14 protein-coding genes and 1 pseudogene are annotated in these 17,591 nt (G+C 39.9%); all 15 read left to right on the forward strand.

Translation table 11 applies throughout. From position 1 onward, the window contains the following. Nucleotides 1–27 precede the first annotated feature (27 nt). The 15 genes and pseudogenes from IE056_RS04280 (at nucleotide 28) to IE056_RS04350 (ending at nucleotide 16,981) form a co-directional block, all read left to right on the forward strand. Complete coding sequence (locus tag IE056_RS04280) at nucleotides 28–1,551, forward strand: MFS transporter (protein WP_189603454.1); 1,524 nt, start codon at nucleotides 28–30, stop codon at nucleotides 1,549–1,551. Next, on the forward strand, nucleotides 1,535–2,197 hold the full coding sequence (gene pgmB, locus IE056_RS04285) for a beta-phosphoglucomutase (RefSeq protein WP_189603455.1): 663 nt from the start codon (nucleotides 1,535–1,537) through the stop codon (nucleotides 2,195–2,197). Before IE056_RS04280 ends, pgmB begins: the two co-directional genes overlap by 17 nt. Before the next feature lie 9 nt (nucleotides 2,198–2,206). Continuing rightward, on the forward strand, nucleotides 2,207–4,513 hold the full coding sequence (mdxK, locus tag IE056_RS04290) for a maltose phosphorylase MdxK (RefSeq protein ID WP_189603456.1): 2,307 nt from the start codon (nucleotides 2,207–2,209) through the stop codon (nucleotides 4,511–4,513). A 35-nt stretch (nucleotides 4,514–4,548) separates the two neighbouring features. Beyond that, nucleotides 4,549–6,384 (forward strand): glycoside hydrolase family 13 protein, encoded by a 1,836-nt coding sequence (locus IE056_RS04295; protein WP_189603457.1) that lies wholly within the window; start codon nucleotides 4,549–4,551, stop codon nucleotides 6,382–6,384. A 36-nt stretch (nucleotides 6,385–6,420) separates the two neighbouring features. Continuing rightward, nucleotides 6,421–7,854 (forward strand): alpha-amylase family glycosyl hydrolase, encoded by a 1,434-nt coding sequence (locus IE056_RS04300; RefSeq protein WP_189603458.1) that lies wholly within the window; start codon nucleotides 6,421–6,423, stop codon nucleotides 7,852–7,854. A 128-nt stretch (nucleotides 7,855–7,982) separates the two neighbouring features. Then, the gene (gene pfkA, locus IE056_RS04305; RefSeq protein ID WP_189603459.1) at nucleotides 7,983–8,969 is read left to right on the forward strand and encodes a 6-phosphofructokinase; all 987 of its coding nucleotides are present in this window, start codon (nucleotides 7,983–7,985) and stop codon (nucleotides 8,967–8,969) included. A gap of 19 nt (nucleotides 8,970–8,988) precedes the next feature. After that, entirely contained in the window at nucleotides 8,989–9,990 is a 1,002-nt protein-coding gene (gene gap / locus IE056_RS04310) for a type I glyceraldehyde-3-phosphate dehydrogenase (RefSeq protein ID WP_189603460.1), read from the forward strand. Between the two features lie 59 nt (nucleotides 9,991–10,049). Continuing rightward, complete coding sequence (locus IE056_RS04315) at nucleotides 10,050–10,919, forward strand: N-acetylglucosamine kinase (RefSeq protein ID WP_189603461.1); 870 nt, start codon at nucleotides 10,050–10,052, stop codon at nucleotides 10,917–10,919. Between the two features lie 148 nt (nucleotides 10,920–11,067). Next, nucleotides 11,068–11,550 (forward strand): annotated as a pseudogene (locus IE056_RS04320) (magnesium chelatase domain-containing protein); the annotation flags it as partial. Between the two features lie 97 nt (nucleotides 11,551–11,647). After that, nucleotides 11,648–12,796, forward strand: a complete 1,149-nt coding sequence (locus tag IE056_RS04325; RefSeq protein ID WP_189603463.1) for a DUF2891 domain-containing protein — start codon at nucleotides 11,648–11,650, stop codon at nucleotides 12,794–12,796. Next, nucleotides 12,793–14,013, forward strand: coding sequence for an Nramp family divalent metal transporter (locus IE056_RS04330; RefSeq protein ID WP_189603464.1), 1,221 nt, complete (start codon nucleotides 12,793–12,795; stop codon nucleotides 14,011–14,013). Before IE056_RS04325 ends, IE056_RS04330 begins: the two co-directional genes overlap by 4 nt. A 17-nt stretch (nucleotides 14,014–14,030) precedes the next feature. Continuing rightward, entirely contained in the window at nucleotides 14,031–14,768 is a 738-nt protein-coding gene (gene pxpA, locus IE056_RS04335; protein ID WP_189603465.1) for a 5-oxoprolinase subunit PxpA, read from the forward strand. Further along, nucleotides 14,765–15,499 carry a 5-oxoprolinase subunit PxpB gene (gene pxpB / locus IE056_RS04340; RefSeq protein WP_229793652.1) on the forward strand — a complete coding sequence of 245 codons (735 nt, stop codon included), beginning with the start codon at nucleotides 14,765–14,767 and terminating at the stop codon, nucleotides 15,497–15,499. Before pxpA ends, pxpB begins: the two co-directional genes overlap by 4 nt. Continuing rightward, nucleotides 15,489–16,352, forward strand: coding sequence for a 5-oxoprolinase subunit C family protein (locus tag IE056_RS04345; protein ID WP_189603466.1), 864 nt, complete (start codon nucleotides 15,489–15,491; stop codon nucleotides 16,350–16,352). The genes pxpB and IE056_RS04345 overlap by 11 nt, the downstream gene beginning before the upstream one ends. A gap of 245 nt (nucleotides 16,353–16,597) precedes the next feature. Beyond that, on the forward strand, nucleotides 16,598–16,981 hold the full coding sequence (locus IE056_RS04350) for a hypothetical protein (protein ID WP_189603467.1): 384 nt from the start codon (nucleotides 16,598–16,600) through the stop codon (nucleotides 16,979–16,981). Nucleotides 16,982–17,591: the final 610 nt, after the last annotated feature.

A 17,591-nucleotide genomic window follows, 5' to 3' on the forward strand; every position in this document is an offset into this window, starting at 1 on the left:
TGCTTATCGTAATCTAATATATACGATATGCAAAAACGCACCTTGAGTTTTTGGGAAATATGGAACATGAGTTTCGGTTTCCTCGGTATACAATTTGGCTTTGCACTGCAAAACGCCAACACTTCCAGAATTTTTGAAACATTAGGAGCAGAGGTGGAGAATATTCCTATTCTCTGGATTGCTGCACCGGTAACAGGATTAGTCGTTCAGCCTATTGTGGGTTATTTTAGTGACAGGACCTGGACCCGTCTAGGCAGGCGCCGGCCGTATTTCTTAATTGGTGCCATCCTTTCCTCTATAGCGCTTTTTATAATGCCAAATTCCCCAGCTTTGTGGGTGGCAGCCGGTACGTTGTGGATCATGGATGCATCTATAAATATCTCGATGGAGCCCTTCAGGGCTTTTGTAGGAGATAATTTACCAACCCGACAGCGCACCCTTGGTTTTGCCATGCAAAGTTTCTTTATCGGAACCGGAGCTGTAATAGGTTCTTTACTTCCCTATATGTTTTCCAACTGGTTTGGGGTGAGCAATACTGCACCAGCCGGTGAAATACCCGATTCTGTAAAATGGTCTTTCTATGTGGGCGGTGTGGCATTTTTATCGGCTGTTTTATGGACCGTCTTCAAGACGAAAGAATATTCTCCCGAAGAACTTGCTGCTTTTGAAAAAACTGAAAAAGAAACCAGACCCGAAAGGATCGAGATTCAGGATACAGAAAAAAACATTAAAAAGCAGTTTAATACGGGGCTGGGAATGTTTTTAAGTGGAGCCATTGTCTCCTTCTTAATCTATAATTACGATCTTACTAAAGAACTATACATTCTTTTTATAGGATTATTACTTGTTGGGATACTTTTTATCGTAGCCTCACAACTCCGCAAGAAAAAAGTACAGAACGGCTTTACCGTCATTCTTACCGACATGATCAACATGCCGGAAACAATGAAACAGCTGGCCTGGGTCCAATTCTTTTCATGGTTTGCACTTTTTTCCCTGTGGATCTATACCACTCCTGCCGTTACAGGTCATGTTTTCGGAGCACTCGATACCACTTCAGAATTATACAATGATTCGGCCGACTGGGTGACGGTAATGTTTACCGTTTACAACGGGATTGCCGCTGCAGTAGCTTTTCTGCTGCCTGTACTGGCAGGAAAAACAAGCAATAAGTTCACGCATATGATTGCCCTGGTTCTTGGAGGACTAAGTTTGATCTCCATCTATTTCCTTTCAAGTAAAACAGGATTACTGGTTTTAATGATAGGAGTAGGAGTTGCATGGGCCAGTATACTTTCCATTCCTTATGCCATGCTTTCAGGTTCTCTCCCTTCAGCAAAAATGGGATATTATATGGGGGTTTTCAACTTCTTTGTGGTCATCCCACAAATAGTTGCGGCAACAGTACTCGGTTTTCTGGTAAAAGAACTTTTCAATAATGAGCCAATTTATGCCCTGATAGTAGGTGGATTTGCCATGATCATATCAGGATTACTAACATTAAGAGTAAAAACGAACAAAAGATTAAATATAGATGAATCAGCAGAGTAAAGGAATCATATTCGATTTAGATGGAGTCATAGTAGACACCGCTAAGTTTCACTTTCTCGCCTGGAGAAAAATGTCGAATAACCTGGGATTTGACATTACGCAGGAGCAAAACGAAGATTTAAAAGGAGTAAGCCGCGTGCTTTCCCTGCAAAGGATCCTTAAATGGGGAAATAAGACAGTTTCTGAAGAAGATTTTCAGAGGTTAATGACCGAAAAGAATGAGGATTATCTTTCTCAGATCTCTTCTATGTCTGAAAATGATCTTTTACCCGGAATGGGAAAAATTCTTGATTACTTGACCCAAAACAATATTCCGTTTGCACTAGGTTCGGCAAGTAAAAATGCGAGGCCCATCCTGAAGAGCCTAAAAATATACGACAGGTTTGCAGCCATTGTTGATGGTAACGATGTAACCAAAGCCAAACCCGATCCCGAAGTATTTCTTATCGCAGCAGAAAAATTGAACATGAAGCCTGAAGATTGTATCGTTTTTGAAGATGCACTGGCGGGAATAGAAGCTGCCAATACTGCCAGAATGATAAGCATAGGCATCGGCGATAAAAATGTACTGCAGGATGCAGATTACAATTTTGCTGATTCCACTGAAATAGAAATAGAATTTTTAGAAAAATTAGTTAGAAAATAATCGAATACAATGAATCAAGATTATATAAAACCAAACAACTGGTCCATCATAGAAGAAGGTTTTGAACCAGAACGTGTAAAATCATCTGAAAGTCTTTTTAGCCTTGGAAATGGGGCTATGGGACAGCGTGCAAATTTTGAAGAATACTATTCAGGTCCGACTTTTCAGGGCAGTTATATTGCCGGGATTTATTACCCCGATAAAACCAAAGTAGGCTGGTGGAAAAACGGATATCCCGAAACTTTCGCCAAAGTACTGAATGCGCCCAACTGGATTGGGATCAATGTTTTTATAAACGGGGAGCCCCTGGATCTTTTCAGGTGTAAAGCTGTCAATAATTACCGCAGGGAACTCAACATGAAAGAAGGTTCTTATGTGCGCAGTTTTACAGCTACTTTGCAAAATGACCTGGAAGTTTCAGTTAAAGTGACCAGGTTCTTATCCATCCAACGTGATGAGTTGGGGGTCATAAATTATGAAGTTGAAGTATTAAATGCAGATGCAAAGGTTGTTTTTGAACCTTACATCGACAGTGGGATCACCAACGAAGATGCCAACTGGGAAGAAAAATTCTGGGAAACTCTTCAGGTTCAGGATGAAGGTCGGCAGGCTTTTATTACCTCGAAAACGCTGAAAACCGAATACCACGCCTGCACCTATATGGAATCCAGACTTCTGGAGAATGGCCGTATTGTAGATGCCCAACCCGAAACTTCAACCAAAGAAGAGTTGATCTCTTATCTTTATTCTATTCAGGCGAAAAAAGGGGAAAAAGTGACCTTGCAGAAGTTTGCAGGTTATGTAACGAGTTTAAATCATGATAAGGACCATTTGATCCCGGCAGCAAAAGCTGTTTTACAGGATGGTCTGGAAGCCGGTATTGAAACCTTATTGCAAGAACAAAATGAGGCCTGGGCTAAAATATGGGAAATGGCCGATATTTCCATTGAAGGAGATGTGAAGGCACAGCAGGGGATAAGGTTTAATATCTTTCAGCTTAACCAGACCTATCTTGGGAAAGATGCAAGATTAAATATAGGTCCCAAAGGATTTACCGGTGAGAAATACGGCGGAAGTACCTATTGGGACACCGAAGCCTATTGTATTCCGTTTTACATGGCTACCAAAGATCAAAATGTTGCCCGAAACCTTCTCACCTACCGTTATAATCATTTAGATAAAGCCATTGAAAATGCTGAAAAATTAGGCTTTAAAAATGGTGCTGCTCTATATCCAATGGTAACCATGAATGGCGAGGAAAGTCACAACGAATGGGAAATTACTTTTGAAGAGATCCATAGAAATGGTGCAATGGTAGTGGCTATTAGCCGGTATGTGAATTTCACGGGAGATTATGAATACATTCCGAAAAAGGGATTGGAGGTAATGATTGCCATTGCACGTTTCTGGCAACAGCGCGCAACGTTTAGTACGCAGAAAGAAAAGTATGTTATTCTTGGAGTTACCGGTCCCAACGAGTATGAAAACAATGTAAACAATAACTGGTACACAAATTACATCGCAAAATGGTGTATAGATTATTGCCTTAAGAACCTTGCAAAGGTAAAATCTGATTTTACTGAAGACTATAAGAGGGTCATTGAAAAAACATCTTTAACAGAAGAAGAGCTGCAAAACCTTGAAGATGTGTCAGATAAAATGTACTTCCCGTATTCTGAAGAATATAATGTGTTTTTACAGCAGGACAACTTCCTGGACAAAGAGATCGTCCCTGTATCCGAACTACCGAAATCACAGCGGCCAATCAATCAAAAATGGAGCTGGGATCGCATTCTCCGCTCTTGCTACATAAAACAGGCAGATGTGCTTCAGGGGTTCTACTTCTTTGAAGATCATTTTTCGCAAGAAGATCTGGAGCGTCATTTCAATTTCTATGAGCCGCTAACGGTTCATGAATCTTCCCTTTCTCCATGCGTTCATAGTATTCAGGCCGCAGTATTGGGAAGAATGGAGCAGGCTTACGAATTCTACCTTCGAACTTCAAGACTGGATCTTGATGATTACAACAATGAGGTGAAGGAAGGCTGCCACATTACCAGTATGGCAGGTACATGGATGAGTATTGTTGAAGGTTTTGGAGGAATGCGGGTATTGGATGGAAAACTCTCATTTAATCCGCGTATCCCTAAAGAGTGGAAAGCTTATTCTTTTAAGATCAATTTCAGAAATCAAATTTTAAAGATAAATGTAGCAGCAGGCAAAACCAGTTTTAGTCTGGAAGGAGTGGAACCTTTGGATATTATAGTAAACGGACAATTGATAACGGTGGAACCAAATAATCTTGTTACCGTCTAACTGCTTAAGATTTCAGATAATATAAAAATATAAAAATGAAAAATATCTTATTCTTATTTCTTTTCTGTGCCGGCATGACGTTACATGCACAGGTAGAAAAGGTAGAGCCTCCTTTTTGGTGGAGTGCCATGAACCTTCCGGAACTTCAGGTAATGTTCTACGGAAATAATATTGCTCAGTATGACGTGCAGGCTTCAGAAGGAGTGATCATCAACAACATTCGAAAAACTGAAAATCCAAATTATATTTTTGTTACCATTAATTCGGGAGAAATTCCTGCCGGAAACATTGAATTTATTTTCAGAAAAGGAAAGAAAAAAGTCTTTTCTGAAACTTTCGAATTTCGGGAGCGGGAGGAAGGTTCAGCGTTGCGTGAAGGTTTTGATGCAAGTGATGTTTTGTACCTGATCATGCCCGACAGATTTGCGAATGGAGATCCATCCAATGATTCTCATCCTGAGCTCACCGAAAAAGTAAACAGAAGTCTTCAGGGTGGAAGACACGGGGGTGATATTCAGGGAATCATTGATAATCTGGATTACATTCAGGATTTAGGAGCCACTGCCATTTGGAGTACTCCGTTGCTGGAAGACGATGATCCGAAGTACTCTTACCATACGTATGCGCAAAGTGATGTGTATAGAATCGATCCTCGTTATGGTTCTAATGATGATTACCGGCGGCTGGCAGACGAAATGCATGATCGAGATATGAAATTAATCATGGATTATGTGACCAATCACTGGGGTGCCGAGCACTGGATGATCAAAGATCTTCCTACGTATAACTGGGTGCACCAGTTCCCCGGTTACCGCAACTCCAACTATCGCATGACTACGCAATTCGATCCTCATAAAGCAGATATTGACCGTAAATTAAATGAGGATGGATGGTTTACATCTACCATGCCCGACTTGAATCAAAGTAATCCTTTGGTGCTTAATTATCTTATTCAGAACGCGATCTGGTGGATCGAGTTTGCAGATTTAGATGGTTTCAGGGTAGATACTTATTCCTATAATGAGAAAGAAGGAATCGCAGAATGGACGAAAACTATAATGAATGAATATCCACACTTTAATATTGTGGGAGAGGTTTGGATGCATGATCAGGCGCAGATTTCTTACTGGCAAAAAGACAGTCCTGTGGGGGCGATAGATAGTTACAATACCGGTTTGCCGGCAGTAATGGATTTTACCCTGCATGATGCAATTACTGGCATGTTTGACCAGGATGAACAAGGCTATGCAGATGGAATGGTGCGCGCTTATGATAATTTTGCCAATGATTTTCTATATGCAGACATTTATAATCTTCTGGTATTTGCGGGAAATCATGATACGGGCCGTATCAATGAAATTTATGATGGTGACTTAGAAAAATATAAACTTGCGCTAACACTGGTGTTGACCACCCGTGGAATTCCGCAGTTGTATTATGGCGATGAGATAGGAATGAGAGGAGAAAAGGCTACCGGTGACGGAGATATTCGCAGGGATTTTCCGGGAGGCTGGAATAATGATGAGCAGTCTGCTTTCACTAAGGCTGGACGTACAGCAACTCAGGAAGCCTATCATTCGTTTACTAAGAAGTTGTTGAATTATCGTAAAGAAAGCAAGGTATTGCACAATGGAAAACTACTGCAATATGTACCGGAAGAGAACGTGTACGTGTATTTCAGGTTTAACGAGGAAGACAGGGTCATGGTGGTGATCAACAATAGCCCCGAAGAAAGGGAACTTGACCTGGTGCGTTTTACCGAAGGTTTAAAAGGAGCACAATCAGGAAATGAGGTTATTTCCGGAAATAGGATTTCTCTTCAGGATTCTTTGAAGATCACAGGAAAATCCTCTATGGTCATTGAACTCTAAATTAGAAGGATATCAGGAATAATTAAATTCAGTATTATGAGAAAAATAGCAATAGCACTGGCCGGATTAATGATCATGGCTTCGTGTAAAAATGAAAATCAGCAGGAACCTGTTGCCGAAAAAGAGCAATCTGGAATTGAACCTGTTTCAGAAGAAATGATGGAATCTGCGGTGATTTACGAGGCAAACATTCGGCAATATTCTCCGGAAGGAACCTTTGATGCCTTTACCGAAGAAATTCCGCAGTTGAAGGACCTTGGGGTGAAGATTATCTGGTTGATGCCGGTATACCCAATTTCTGAAGTAAAAAGGAAAGCAACCGGAGACCGTAGTATTGAAGATATTGAAGATCCTGAAGAGCGGAAGAAATACCTTGGCAGTTACTATGCTATTGCAGATTACTCGGCTGTAAATCCTGAATTTGGAACAGAAGAAGATTTCAGGGAGCTGGTAGAAACCGCACATGATAATGGAATGTACGTCATCCTTGATTGGGTGGCCAATCATACCGGCTGGGATCATCACTGGCTGGAGGAGCATCCAGAATTCTATACAAAGAATAAGCAGGGAGAAATAATAGATCCTTTAAATCCTGCAACCGGAGAATCTTGGAACTGGACCGATGTGGCAGATCTTAATTATGACAACAAGAAATTGTGGAGCGCTATGACTTCAGAAATGAGATACTGGATCGAGGAACACAATATTGATGGTTTTAGGGCAGACGTGGCAGGAGAGGTGCCAACAGAATTCTGGGAGCAGTCTCTGGAGGAATTGGAAGGGATAAAGCCTTTGTTCATGCTGGCAGAATCTGAAGATAAAGATTTGTTTCACAACGCCTTTGATATGGGCTATAACTGGGAAGGGCACCATTTAATGAACCAGCTGGCACAACAGGAAATTTCTGTTGAGGTGTGGGATGATTATATGAAGAAGATCGATACGACCTATCAAAAAGATGATTTTCTAATGAATTTTGTAACCAATCACGACGAAAATTCCTGGAATGGCACGGTGCAGGAACGAATGGGAGATGCTTCAGAAACTATGTTGGCGTTAACATATACACTTCCGGGGATGCCGTTGATCTATAGTGGGCAGGAATATGATATGGACAAGCGGTTAAAGTTCTTTGAAAAAGATACTATTCCGAAGGAAAAAGGGAATGTTTGGCCGGTATTGGAAAAGCTGGGAACATTAAAGAAGGAAAGCCCTGCTCTTCACGGCGGAAAAAATGCCGCTGATTACAACAGGTTAGAAACATCTGCAGATAAGAAGATCCTGGCTTTTGAACGATCAAAAGATGGGGCACAGGTAATTTATATTGCGAATATGAGTGATGAAGAACAAGATTTCACCATCAATTTAGAAGGAGATTTTACTGACTACATGAATGGTGATACTACCACACTCGCGCCGGGAGCAAAATTGAATTTTCAGCCGTGGGAATATAGAATATTTAGGAAATAGATGATATATATCATAAAAAATTTATAAAAGCTCTTTTTTTAGAGCTTTTTTTATTATTTATTAACCGCAAACGATTTAGTCTTTGGGGAAATTAGGTTATATTATTTAATTGAAATAGCTTTGAGTCAATGACAACAGAAATTAAAAAAATAGGAGTTTTGACCTCTGGAGGGGACGCTCCCGGAATGAACGCTGCAATAAGAGCCGTTGTAAGAAGCTGCGCCTACTATAAAATTGAATGTATAGGGGTTTACCGCGGATACCAGGGACTCATCGATAATGATTTTGAAGAATTGACAGCCAGGTCTGTCAGAAATATCATTAACAGAGGGGGAACCTTTCTGAAATCTGCAAGATCTAAAGAATTTGTCACCAAAGAAGGAAGAGCCAAAGCCTATGAAAACCTGAAGAACGCAGATATTGATGCTCTTGTGGTAATAGGAGGGGACGGTACTTTTACCGGTGCGATTCTTTTTAATGAGGAACATAATTTTCCAATAATTGGTATTCCCGGAACCATCGATAATGATATAAATGGTACAGACTATACTATTGGATATGATACTGCTTTGAATACGGTGGTGGATGCAATAGATAAGATAAGGGATACGGCAAGTTCGCACGACAGGTTGTTCCTGGTGGAGGTGATGGGTAGAGATGCCGGTGACATTGCCATGAACAGCGGAGTGGGAGCCGGAGCAGAAGAAATCCTGATCCCTGAGGAAGATGGTGGAGTTGACCGACTAATGGCGTCTTTGAAAAAAAGTGCAAAGTCCGGTAAGACTTCCAGTATCATTGTAGTTGCAGAAGGAGAAAAGAGCGGAAAGAATATCTTTGAGCTGGCCGAGTATATTGGTGAGAATTATCCCGATTACGATATTCGGGTTTCGGTGCTGGGTCATATTCAAAGAGGTGGGGTACCTACCTGTTTCGACAGGGTACTTTCCAGCCGACTGGGAGTTGGTGCTGTAGAAGCGCTGCTTCGTGGAGAACGCAATGTGATGGTAGGTGTTACCAACAAGAAAGTGACCTCTGTAGATTTTGAAGTTGCCATTAAAGGCCAGAGGCCAGTAGATAACGAATTAAGAAGGGTGTTAAATATCACCACAGTTTAATAATTAAATACACACTAATATGAGTACTAAAATAGGAATAAACGGATTTGGAAGAATAGGTAGAATTGCCTTTAGAATAGCTTCTGAAAGAGAAGATGTGGAAGTAGTTGCAATAAACGATTTACTTGATGTGGATCATTTGGCTTATATGCTGAAATATGATTCTGTACACGGAAAATTTAAAGGTTCTGTAGAAGTAAAGGATGGTAGCCTGGTTGTAAATGGAAAATCCATTAGAGTTACTGCTGAAAAAAATCCAGAAGATTTGAAGTGGGACGACGCCGGTGTGGAAGTAGTAATGGAATGTACCGGAATTTTCACAGGTATGGATTCTGCCGGAAAACACCTTACTGCCGGTGCTAAAAAAGTAGTTATTTCTGCTCCATCTAAAGATGTTCCTATGTTCGTATTGGGTGTGAACCACAAAGACATTACTGCAGATAACAAGATTATATCAAATGCATCCTGTACTACCAACTGTCTTGCGCCACTTGCAAAAGTGATCAATGACAAGTTTGGACTTGTGGAAGGACTTATGACAACGGTTCATGCCGCTACCGCTACTCAGTTTACAGTAGATTCTCCTTCAGGAAAAAACTACAGACTTGGAAGAAGTTCATTGAACAATATTATCCCAAGTACAACCGGAGCTGCAGTTGCCGTTACCAAGGTAATTCCTGAATTGAAAGGGAAATTGACCGGTATGGCTTTCAGAATACCAACTGCAGATGTTTCTGTGGTAGATTTAACAGTTCGTACAGAAAAAAGTACTACTTACGAGGAGATCAAAAAAGCATTTAAAGAAGCAGCAGAAGGAGAGTATAAAGGAGTGATTTCTTATACAGACGAGGCAGTAGTTTCGCAGGATTACGTTTCAGATGCTCATACCTGTAACTTTGATGCAGAAGCAGGAATTGCCCTGAACGATAATTTCTTCAAATTGATCGCATGGTATGATAACGAATATGGATATTCAAGCAAAATGGTGGAGATGGCTGCTCACGTAGCTTCTGTTAAATAATTTATTACATAAAAAACCCTGGACTGCAGTTCAGGGTTTTTTCTATAAAAACAGCTACAATGATAATAATAGCAGATGGTGGTTCTACCAAGTGTGACTGGATTTTACTTGATTCCAATGGAGATCAGGTATTGAAAACCAGGTCTAAAGGATTAAATCCTGCCGTGTTCAAATCGGAAGTCCTTCAGGCGAGATTACTGGAGAATCAGGAACTTTTAGATATTAAGGATAAGGTCGAAAAAGTTCATTTTTATGGTGCAGGTTGCGGAACTCCGAAACCTTCAGCTGAATTGAAACGAATACTTTCCGAATTTTATTCCAATGCAAGTGAAGTACTTGTAAAGGAAGATATGGTAGCAGCCGCGTATGCAGCTACTACCGAGCCCGGGATTGTTTGTATCTTGGGAACAGGCTCTAACAGCTGTTTTTTTGACGGAAAAGACGTAAGAACAGCCGTAGATTCCCTGGGATATATTCTAATGGATGAGGCCAGCGGAAATTACTTCGGAAAAAGGCTCATCAGGGATTATTACTATAAAAAAATGCCTCAGGAGCTGGCAGAAGTATTTGAAAAACAATACGATCTCTCTTCAGATGTGATTAAAGAAAATCTTTACAAAAAAGATAATCCCAACACTTACCTCGCTTCTTTTGCAGAGTTTATTTTTACCAACGAGCGTAACGGGTACTTCTATAAATTGATCATGGAAGGAATGAAAAATTTCATAGAACACAGAGTGCTTTGCTTTAAGGAAGCACAAAATGTTCCTGTACATTTCATTGGTTCTATAGCTTATTTTTCACAGGATATTATTAGAGATGTTGCAAAACCATATCATTTGGAGATTGGAAATGTAGTACGAAGGCCTATTGATGGTCTTCTTCAGCATTATAAAGAACAAATTGTTCTGGAAAAGAACCAAAAATAAGGTTTAACGATTAACTGAATCAAATCCTGCTCCCTACGGCGGGATTTTTTTATTTGCGTATATTTCCTTCGGAATATTTCTTAAAACAATTTAAAGCCTGCTACCCAATAATCTAAATTTTACTACATTTAAAGAAACTAATTCTTAAATGCTGGTAAAAGTTTACGGAAGTGCTGTTTTTGGTGTTGAAGCAACAACTATGACGGTAGCGGTAAATGTCGATACCGGTATTTACTATCATCTTGTAGGATTACCCGATACTGCCGTCACAGAAGGTAGTTTTAGGATTGCAGGAGCCTTAAATAATGTGAGCTATAATTTCCCCGGAAAAAAAATTACCGTGAACATGGCTCCTGCCGATCTCCGAAAGGAAGGGTTTGAGTACGATCTTACTTTTGCCATGGGAATCCTGATCGCTTCTGGTCAAATTAAAGCGAATAATATTTCAGATTATATCATTATAGGAGAACTCTCCCTTGACGGAAGCCTTCAACCTATTAGAGGCGCCTTGCCTATTGCAATGAAAGCCAAAGAAGAAGGTTTTAAAGGCTTTTTTCTTCCTAGGCAGCATGTAAAAGGGGTAGCCATTGTTAGTGGCTTTGATGTCTATGGCATAGAAAACATTGGTGAATCAATGAAGAAAAGCATGAGTCCCTATTAGTGAAGCCATCCAGTAAAAAAGTGTGGATTGTGACGGCTGGTTAGGTTAATAAATTTAAGTATCAAAAATGAAAAGAACCCTTATCGTTCTGGCGAGTATAGTCTTATTCAGTTGTAAAAGTGAAAATGAGAATTCTGCAAATTCCGCAGTAGATCAGGATACTACCCTTGCAGATGAGGCTACTTCCTTATTCGAGGAAGAGCCTTTGCAGCTAACGCTGGAGCAGGCAAATAATTTGGCGCAACTGCCCCTGGATTGTATTAGCGTGGAATATCCCAATAAACTGAATCAAACGCTGGGCAGCGAAGAAGATCTGGGCGGACCAAAAGAACTGCATCCTGCATTTTACGGATGTTTTGACTGGCATTCGGCTGTTCATGGCCACTGGTCTCTGGTGAATCTTTTAAAGCAATTTCCGAACCTTGACAAAGCTGAAGAAATCAGGGAGAAACTAAAAACCTCCCTTTCTGAAGAAAATATTTTAGCAGAGGTGAGTTACTTCGAAAAAGAACCTAATGAAACCTTTGAACGCACCTACGGCTGGGCCTGGATCCTGAAACTAGCAGAAGAATTAAATACCTGGGATGATCCTCTTGCACGCGAGCTCGAGGGAAATCTACAACCACTTACCGATTTGATGATCAATAAGTTTACCGAATTCCTGCCAAAATTAAATTACCCAATCAGGGTGGGCGAGCATACAAATAGCGCTTTTGCACTTGCCATGGTTTATGACTTTTCTGTGGCTACAGAAAATCAAGAATTAATAGATTTAATTAAAAAAAGAGCAAGGGATTTTTATTTAAATGACGATAATTGTCCTTTGGAATGGGAACCCAGTGGTTATGATTTTCTCTCCCCCTGTTTTTCTGAAATTGATATTATGCGCCGTACGCTTCCTAAAAGTGCTTTCAATTTATGGATGGAAGACTTTATGCCTCAGCTCAAGAATGCTGATTTCACAATAGCTCCGGGAGAAGTTTCGGATAGGACCGATGGAAAACTGGTTCATCTAGACGGACTCAATTTTAGCAGGGCCTGGGTCATGTATGGCCTTGCCAACCAGTATCCCGAAAATTATTCTCACTTGAAAGAAGTGGCACGTGAGCATGTTGATTATTCTTTTCCTAACCTTGTTGGCGATACCTATGAGGGTGGTCACTGGCTGGGGAGTTTTGCTATTTATGCCTTACAGGCTGCAAAAGAAAAACAGTGAAAAACTGGTGGAGAAATGTAGGGCCGGGAGTTTTGGTCTCTGCAGCATTTATTGGCCCGGGAACGGTTACTGTCTGCACGCTTGCCGGAGTTAATTATGGATACGAGTTGCTTTGGGCTTTGTTGCTTTCTGTTCTTGCTTGTATTGTTTTACAGGAAATGTCGGCTCGTCTCGGCATCATTTCTCAAAAAGGTTTAAGTGACTCCATTCGGGAGGAAATAAAAAATCCGATACTCAGAATTTTAAGTGTCGTTTTGGTATTATCTGCTATTGTGGTTGGTAATGCTGCCTATGAAGCAGGTAATATTACAGGAGCAGTATTAGGTGTAACAGCTGTAGCAGCGCCGCTGGAAATACCTGTTGGAGCTTTTCAGCTTAATCTATGGAGTGTTTTCATAGGAGCTGTAGCTTTTGCTATTCTTGCTTTAGGAAATTATAAGGCATTGGAAAAAATTTTTACAGGGCTGGTGATCATGATGAGCCTGTCATTTTTAATTACTGCTTTTCTGGTAAAGCCCAATTTTTCAGAAATCTTGAAAGGGCTTTTTATTCCTTCAACAGGATCTGCAGGGCTGCTTACGGTGATGGCGCTGGTGGGCACCACGGTAGTTCCTTATAATTTATTTTTGCATGCTTCTTTGGTAAGTGAAAAATGGAAGGATCCCTCTCAATTAAATATTGCCAGGAAAGAACTGGTAACAGCGATTCTATTGGGAGGTGCCGTATCAATGGCTATTGTAGTTTGTGCAGCGGCTCCAGCATTTACAAATAAGGTCACTTCTGCATCAGATCTTGCAGTGGGACTACAGCCATTGTTTGGCCGTTTCGCGACCTGGTTTATTGCTGTTGGTCTGCTGGCAGCAGGAATTACCTCTTCCATTACAGCTCCACTTGCAGCAGCTTATGTGGTAAAAGGCTGTTTCGGCTGGGAAAAAGGATTAAAATCCTTTAAATTTAAGGCCGTGTGGGCAGTGATTCTATGGGTAGGAGTATTCTTATCTTCTCTCCGGTTAAAGCCGATAGAAGTGATACAATTTGCCCAGGTAGCCAATGCTTTGCTGTTGCCTGTTATAGCAATATTTCTGTTTTGGATAGTCAACCGGAGAGCCGTGATGGGAAAGCATTGTAATTCCTTGTTTCAAAACATTACCGGACTAATGGTGATTGGAATTACCATATTTTTAGGAGCAAGATCAATTTATACAGTGCTCCAGTAACATTAAAAATTTTTAAAATGGATACAATACATATTAATTGTGACCTGGGGGAAGGAGGAGAGTATGATGCACAACTAATGCCGCATATTTCTGCCTGTAATATTGCCTGCGGTGGTCACGCCGGAAATCTGGAAACCATGAGAGAAACGGTCGAACTGGCCATGGAACACAAGGTGGAAATGGGGGCACATCCATCGTATCCCGATAAAGATAACTTTGGAAGAAAATCTATAAAGATTTCTGCTGAAGAATTACAAAGATCTTTAGTGGCACAGATTTTAAGCCTGAAACAAATTACTGAAGCGGTCGGCGGAAAATTGATCCATATTAAACCTCATGGGGCGCTTTATAGTGATGCCGTAAAAGATGAAAAAACTGCTGAAGTTATCATTAATTCCATTCTGGAGTTTGAAGAAAATTTCTTTCTATTTGTACCTCCAAAATCCGTGATTTCTGAAATGGCAAAAGGAAAAATCAAAGTGGTATATGAAGCTTTTGCAGATAGAAATTACAACGAAGATTACAGCCTGGTTTCCCGTCAGGATCCACATGCTTTGATCATTAAAAAAGAAGCGGTTTTTAACCACCTTTACACCATGTTCCACGAGAAGAAAATCTCCTGTGCAAGTGGTGGGAAAATAGCCTGTAATGCAAGCACTTTTTGCCTGCATAGCGACACGCCAGATTCTGTTGAGATTCTTAAATATCTAGAGAAGGAATTAGCTGCTGAAAATGTAAAAATACAGAACACGTGAAACCTCAATTTCCGAAGATATCTTTAATGGGAGAGCGCTCCATTCTTATTGAATTCGAGCCGGAAATCAGGGAAAATCTGTTGGAAAGAATCCTAATTTACAAAGAAGTAATTGAAAGGGATATAGTTAAATTAAAAGGTGAAGTGATTAACACATATAATTCATTATTAATTACTTATGAGTACGCTATAGAAAATGCCTATGAAGAGTTTTTAACTTTGGAAAAGCTCTTCCAGCAGGTAAATATAGAAAAAAAGCTCATCCCACGCCTTTTTCATGTTCCTGTATGCTATGATAGAGAATTCGGGCTCGATCTTGAGCTGATTTCAAAGCAGAAATATCTTGCAGAAAAAGAAATTATAAGCATACATTCTTCTCCAATCTATACGGTTTATTTTACCGGATTTTTGCCCGGATTTTTATACCTGGGGGGGTTGGATAAAAGGCTTCATATTTCCCGTAAAAATGAACCTCGGTTGGAGGTGAGAAAAGGGGCTGTTGGAATAGGTGAAAAACAGACCGGAATTTATCCAAAATCCAGTCCCGGTGGATGGCAGATTATTGGGAATTCCCCCGTTCAAATTTTTAATAAATATGAAGATCCACCATGCGAAATTTCAGCCGGGGATAAGCTGAAATTCTTCCCTGTTTCAAAAGAGGAATTTTACGAGATTTCAGAAGTAGTAGAAGTCGGAAAATATGAGCTAAAAAGTGAGATTTATGAAAGCTGAAATTGAAGTCACTCGTCCCGGACTTTTTTCCACTATTCAGGATATGGGCAGGAGAGGATACTTAAGATATGGAGTCCCTGTAAGCGGAGTTATGGATCAATATGCGGCTAAGATTGGAAATTTATTGCTACAAAATCCGGCAGATGCTGCCGTTCTTGAAATGACGCTTATTGGACCAACAATGATTTTTCACGGCTCCGCAAAGATTGCTATAAGTGGTGCAGATTTTTCACCTCAAGTGAATAAAGCTCCTGTTTCTAATAATGCTGTTATTATTATAAACCCGGGAGACGAACTTTCCTTTGGCAGGCGAATTTTTGGATGCAGGACGTATTTAGCTGTTTCAGGCGGCTTTCAAACAGAAAACCCACTTGATAGCCAAAGTTGGTATGAAGGTGTGACTGCTCAGTCAAAATTGGAGAGAGGGGATAATATACCTTTTAACAGTGCTGAAGATGCTGCTTTGGAAACCCAAACAGCAGTAAAGGTAGAATCTGGTTATATGGAGCAGTCAGAAATTGCTGCTTTTCCGGGGCCTGAGTATCATTTGCTATCCAAAGAAGAACAAGAAATATTATTGAACTTTCAATTTTCTGTCGGAAAAAATGCCAACCGAATGGCTATCCAGCTGAAAGAGGAATTTGAAAATACCCTTGCCCCAATTCTAACAGGTCCCGTCCTGCCCGGAACTGTTCAGTTGACTCCTTCAGGAAGATTGATTATTTTAATGAGAGATTGCCAGACAACCGGCGGATATCCGCGGGTACTACAAATTAGTGAGGAAGGAATGAATGTGCTGGCTCAGAAAGTAATGGGAGATAAACTTCAGTTTAATTTAAAAATCCATCAGTAGGATTAATATAAAAAAAGTGCCGGACCTGCATTAATAAACCAACTTACCCTACTTCATTGGCTTTTACAGATAACCGACACTTTTTGTTTCCCCTTAATTAATAATCAAATATACTTCGACACCAATCTCTTTACAAGGGGAAAATTCCCCTTTTTAAGTAACAACAAATTTCACCTCACTTATTTTTATACTTTTATCTTCAAATATTTCAAAATATATATTAAATCTCTAAAATTTAACTCCGTATGAAACCTAAAAAATGCATTTCAGTAGAAGAAGCTCGTAATCAACAGAACGAATGGGTAAGAACCAGAGGAAAAGATATCGAAAGGGGAGAAGGTTATGAAGATACCCGGGAATTCTGGTACAGTCTCGATGAGTTACAGGAGTATTTGGATTATGTGAGGGAAAAATCTGCAGAACAGGGTGTAAAAAAACCGGGAATACGTTTTTATTTAGGAGCTTATCCCAAAGGCGAAAACAAGAAAAGTTATTCTACTATTTTTCTTGCAGCAACAAAAGAGAAAGAAAATAAGGATGTTGAAGATGAAGAAGGGCAGAATGAGAATAACTATGAAATAGAACCTATGAATACTATTACCAGTGGAATGCCACCAAAAATCTACTAATGCAGAGCTTTAGATTTTTAGTCTATTTATTGGAAGCTGTGGCTGCTGTAGCCGGATTTTATTATCTCCTTAAAAAACCCGAAAACAAACCGGTTCGCAATTTTGTCTACTTTCTATTATTCACTTTTTTTATTGAGACTATAGGGCATATCCCGTTGATTATTTACCGGAATGAAAGCCTGTATTTTTTAAAAAACACTTTTTTGGGTAATAATTACTGGTTATTTAACCCCTATTTAATTCTGAATTTTCTGGTGTATGTGAGTTTTTTTAAGTGGAACCTTAGTAGGAAACATTTTGTGAAAATCCTGAATATTAGTTTGTCAGTATATCTTTTGGTTACTGTGCTGAATCTTTTATTTACAGACGTATTTTTCGTAACTAATTCTGCGCTCACCTATTTAGGTGGCACCCTTTTACTTCTAGTGGCTATTTTCATGTATTATTACGAATTGCTTACCAGTTCAAGAATCCTGGAAATAAAGAGGGAGGTTAGTTTCTATATATCTGTAGGGGCTTTGTTTTTTTATCTTATAGTTTCTCCGGTATTTATTTATTTTAGATATTTCAATACCCAGAGTCCCGGTTTTGTGCAGCTAAGTACGTACAT

This window comes from Salinimicrobium marinum (assembly GCF_014651535.1).
GTDB classification, from domain to species: Bacteria; Bacteroidota; Bacteroidia; order Flavobacteriales; family Flavobacteriaceae; genus Salinimicrobium; species Salinimicrobium marinum.

What these genes read in the sequence shown, in the direction of transcription:
- IE056_RS04280 (WP_189603454.1), top strand. Translation starts at nt 28, where the DNA reads ATGCAAAAACGCACCTTGAGTTTTTGGGAAATATGGAACATGAGTTTC.
- pgmB (WP_189603455.1), top strand. Translation starts at nt 1,535, where the DNA reads ATGAATCAGCAGAGTAAAGGAATCATATTCGATTTAGATGGAGTCATA.
- mdxK (WP_189603456.1), top strand. Translation starts at nt 2,207, where the DNA reads ATGAATCAAGATTATATAAAACCAAACAACTGGTCCATCATAGAAGAA.
- IE056_RS04295 (WP_189603457.1), top strand. Translation starts at nt 4,549, where the DNA reads ATGAAAAATATCTTATTCTTATTTCTTTTCTGTGCCGGCATGACGTTA.
- IE056_RS04300 (WP_189603458.1), top strand. Translation starts at nt 6,421, where the DNA reads ATGAGAAAAATAGCAATAGCACTGGCCGGATTAATGATCATGGCTTCG.
- pfkA (WP_189603459.1), top strand. Translation starts at nt 7,983, where the DNA reads ATGACAACAGAAATTAAAAAAATAGGAGTTTTGACCTCTGGAGGGGAC.
- gap (WP_189603460.1), top strand. Translation starts at nt 8,989, where the DNA reads ATGAGTACTAAAATAGGAATAAACGGATTTGGAAGAATAGGTAGAATT.
- IE056_RS04315 (WP_189603461.1), top strand. Translation starts at nt 10,050, where the DNA reads ATGATAATAATAGCAGATGGTGGTTCTACCAAGTGTGACTGGATTTTA.
- IE056_RS04325 (WP_189603463.1), top strand. Translation starts at nt 11,648, where the DNA reads ATGAAAAGAACCCTTATCGTTCTGGCGAGTATAGTCTTATTCAGTTGT.
- pxpA (WP_189603465.1), top strand. Translation starts at nt 14,031, where the DNA reads ATGGATACAATACATATTAATTGTGACCTGGGGGAAGGAGGAGAGTAT.
- IE056_RS04345 (WP_189603466.1), top strand. Translation starts at nt 15,489, where the DNA reads ATGAAAGCTGAAATTGAAGTCACTCGTCCCGGACTTTTTTCCACTATT.
- IE056_RS04350 (WP_189603467.1), top strand. Translation starts at nt 16,598, where the DNA reads ATGAAACCTAAAAAATGCATTTCAGTAGAAGAAGCTCGTAATCAACAG.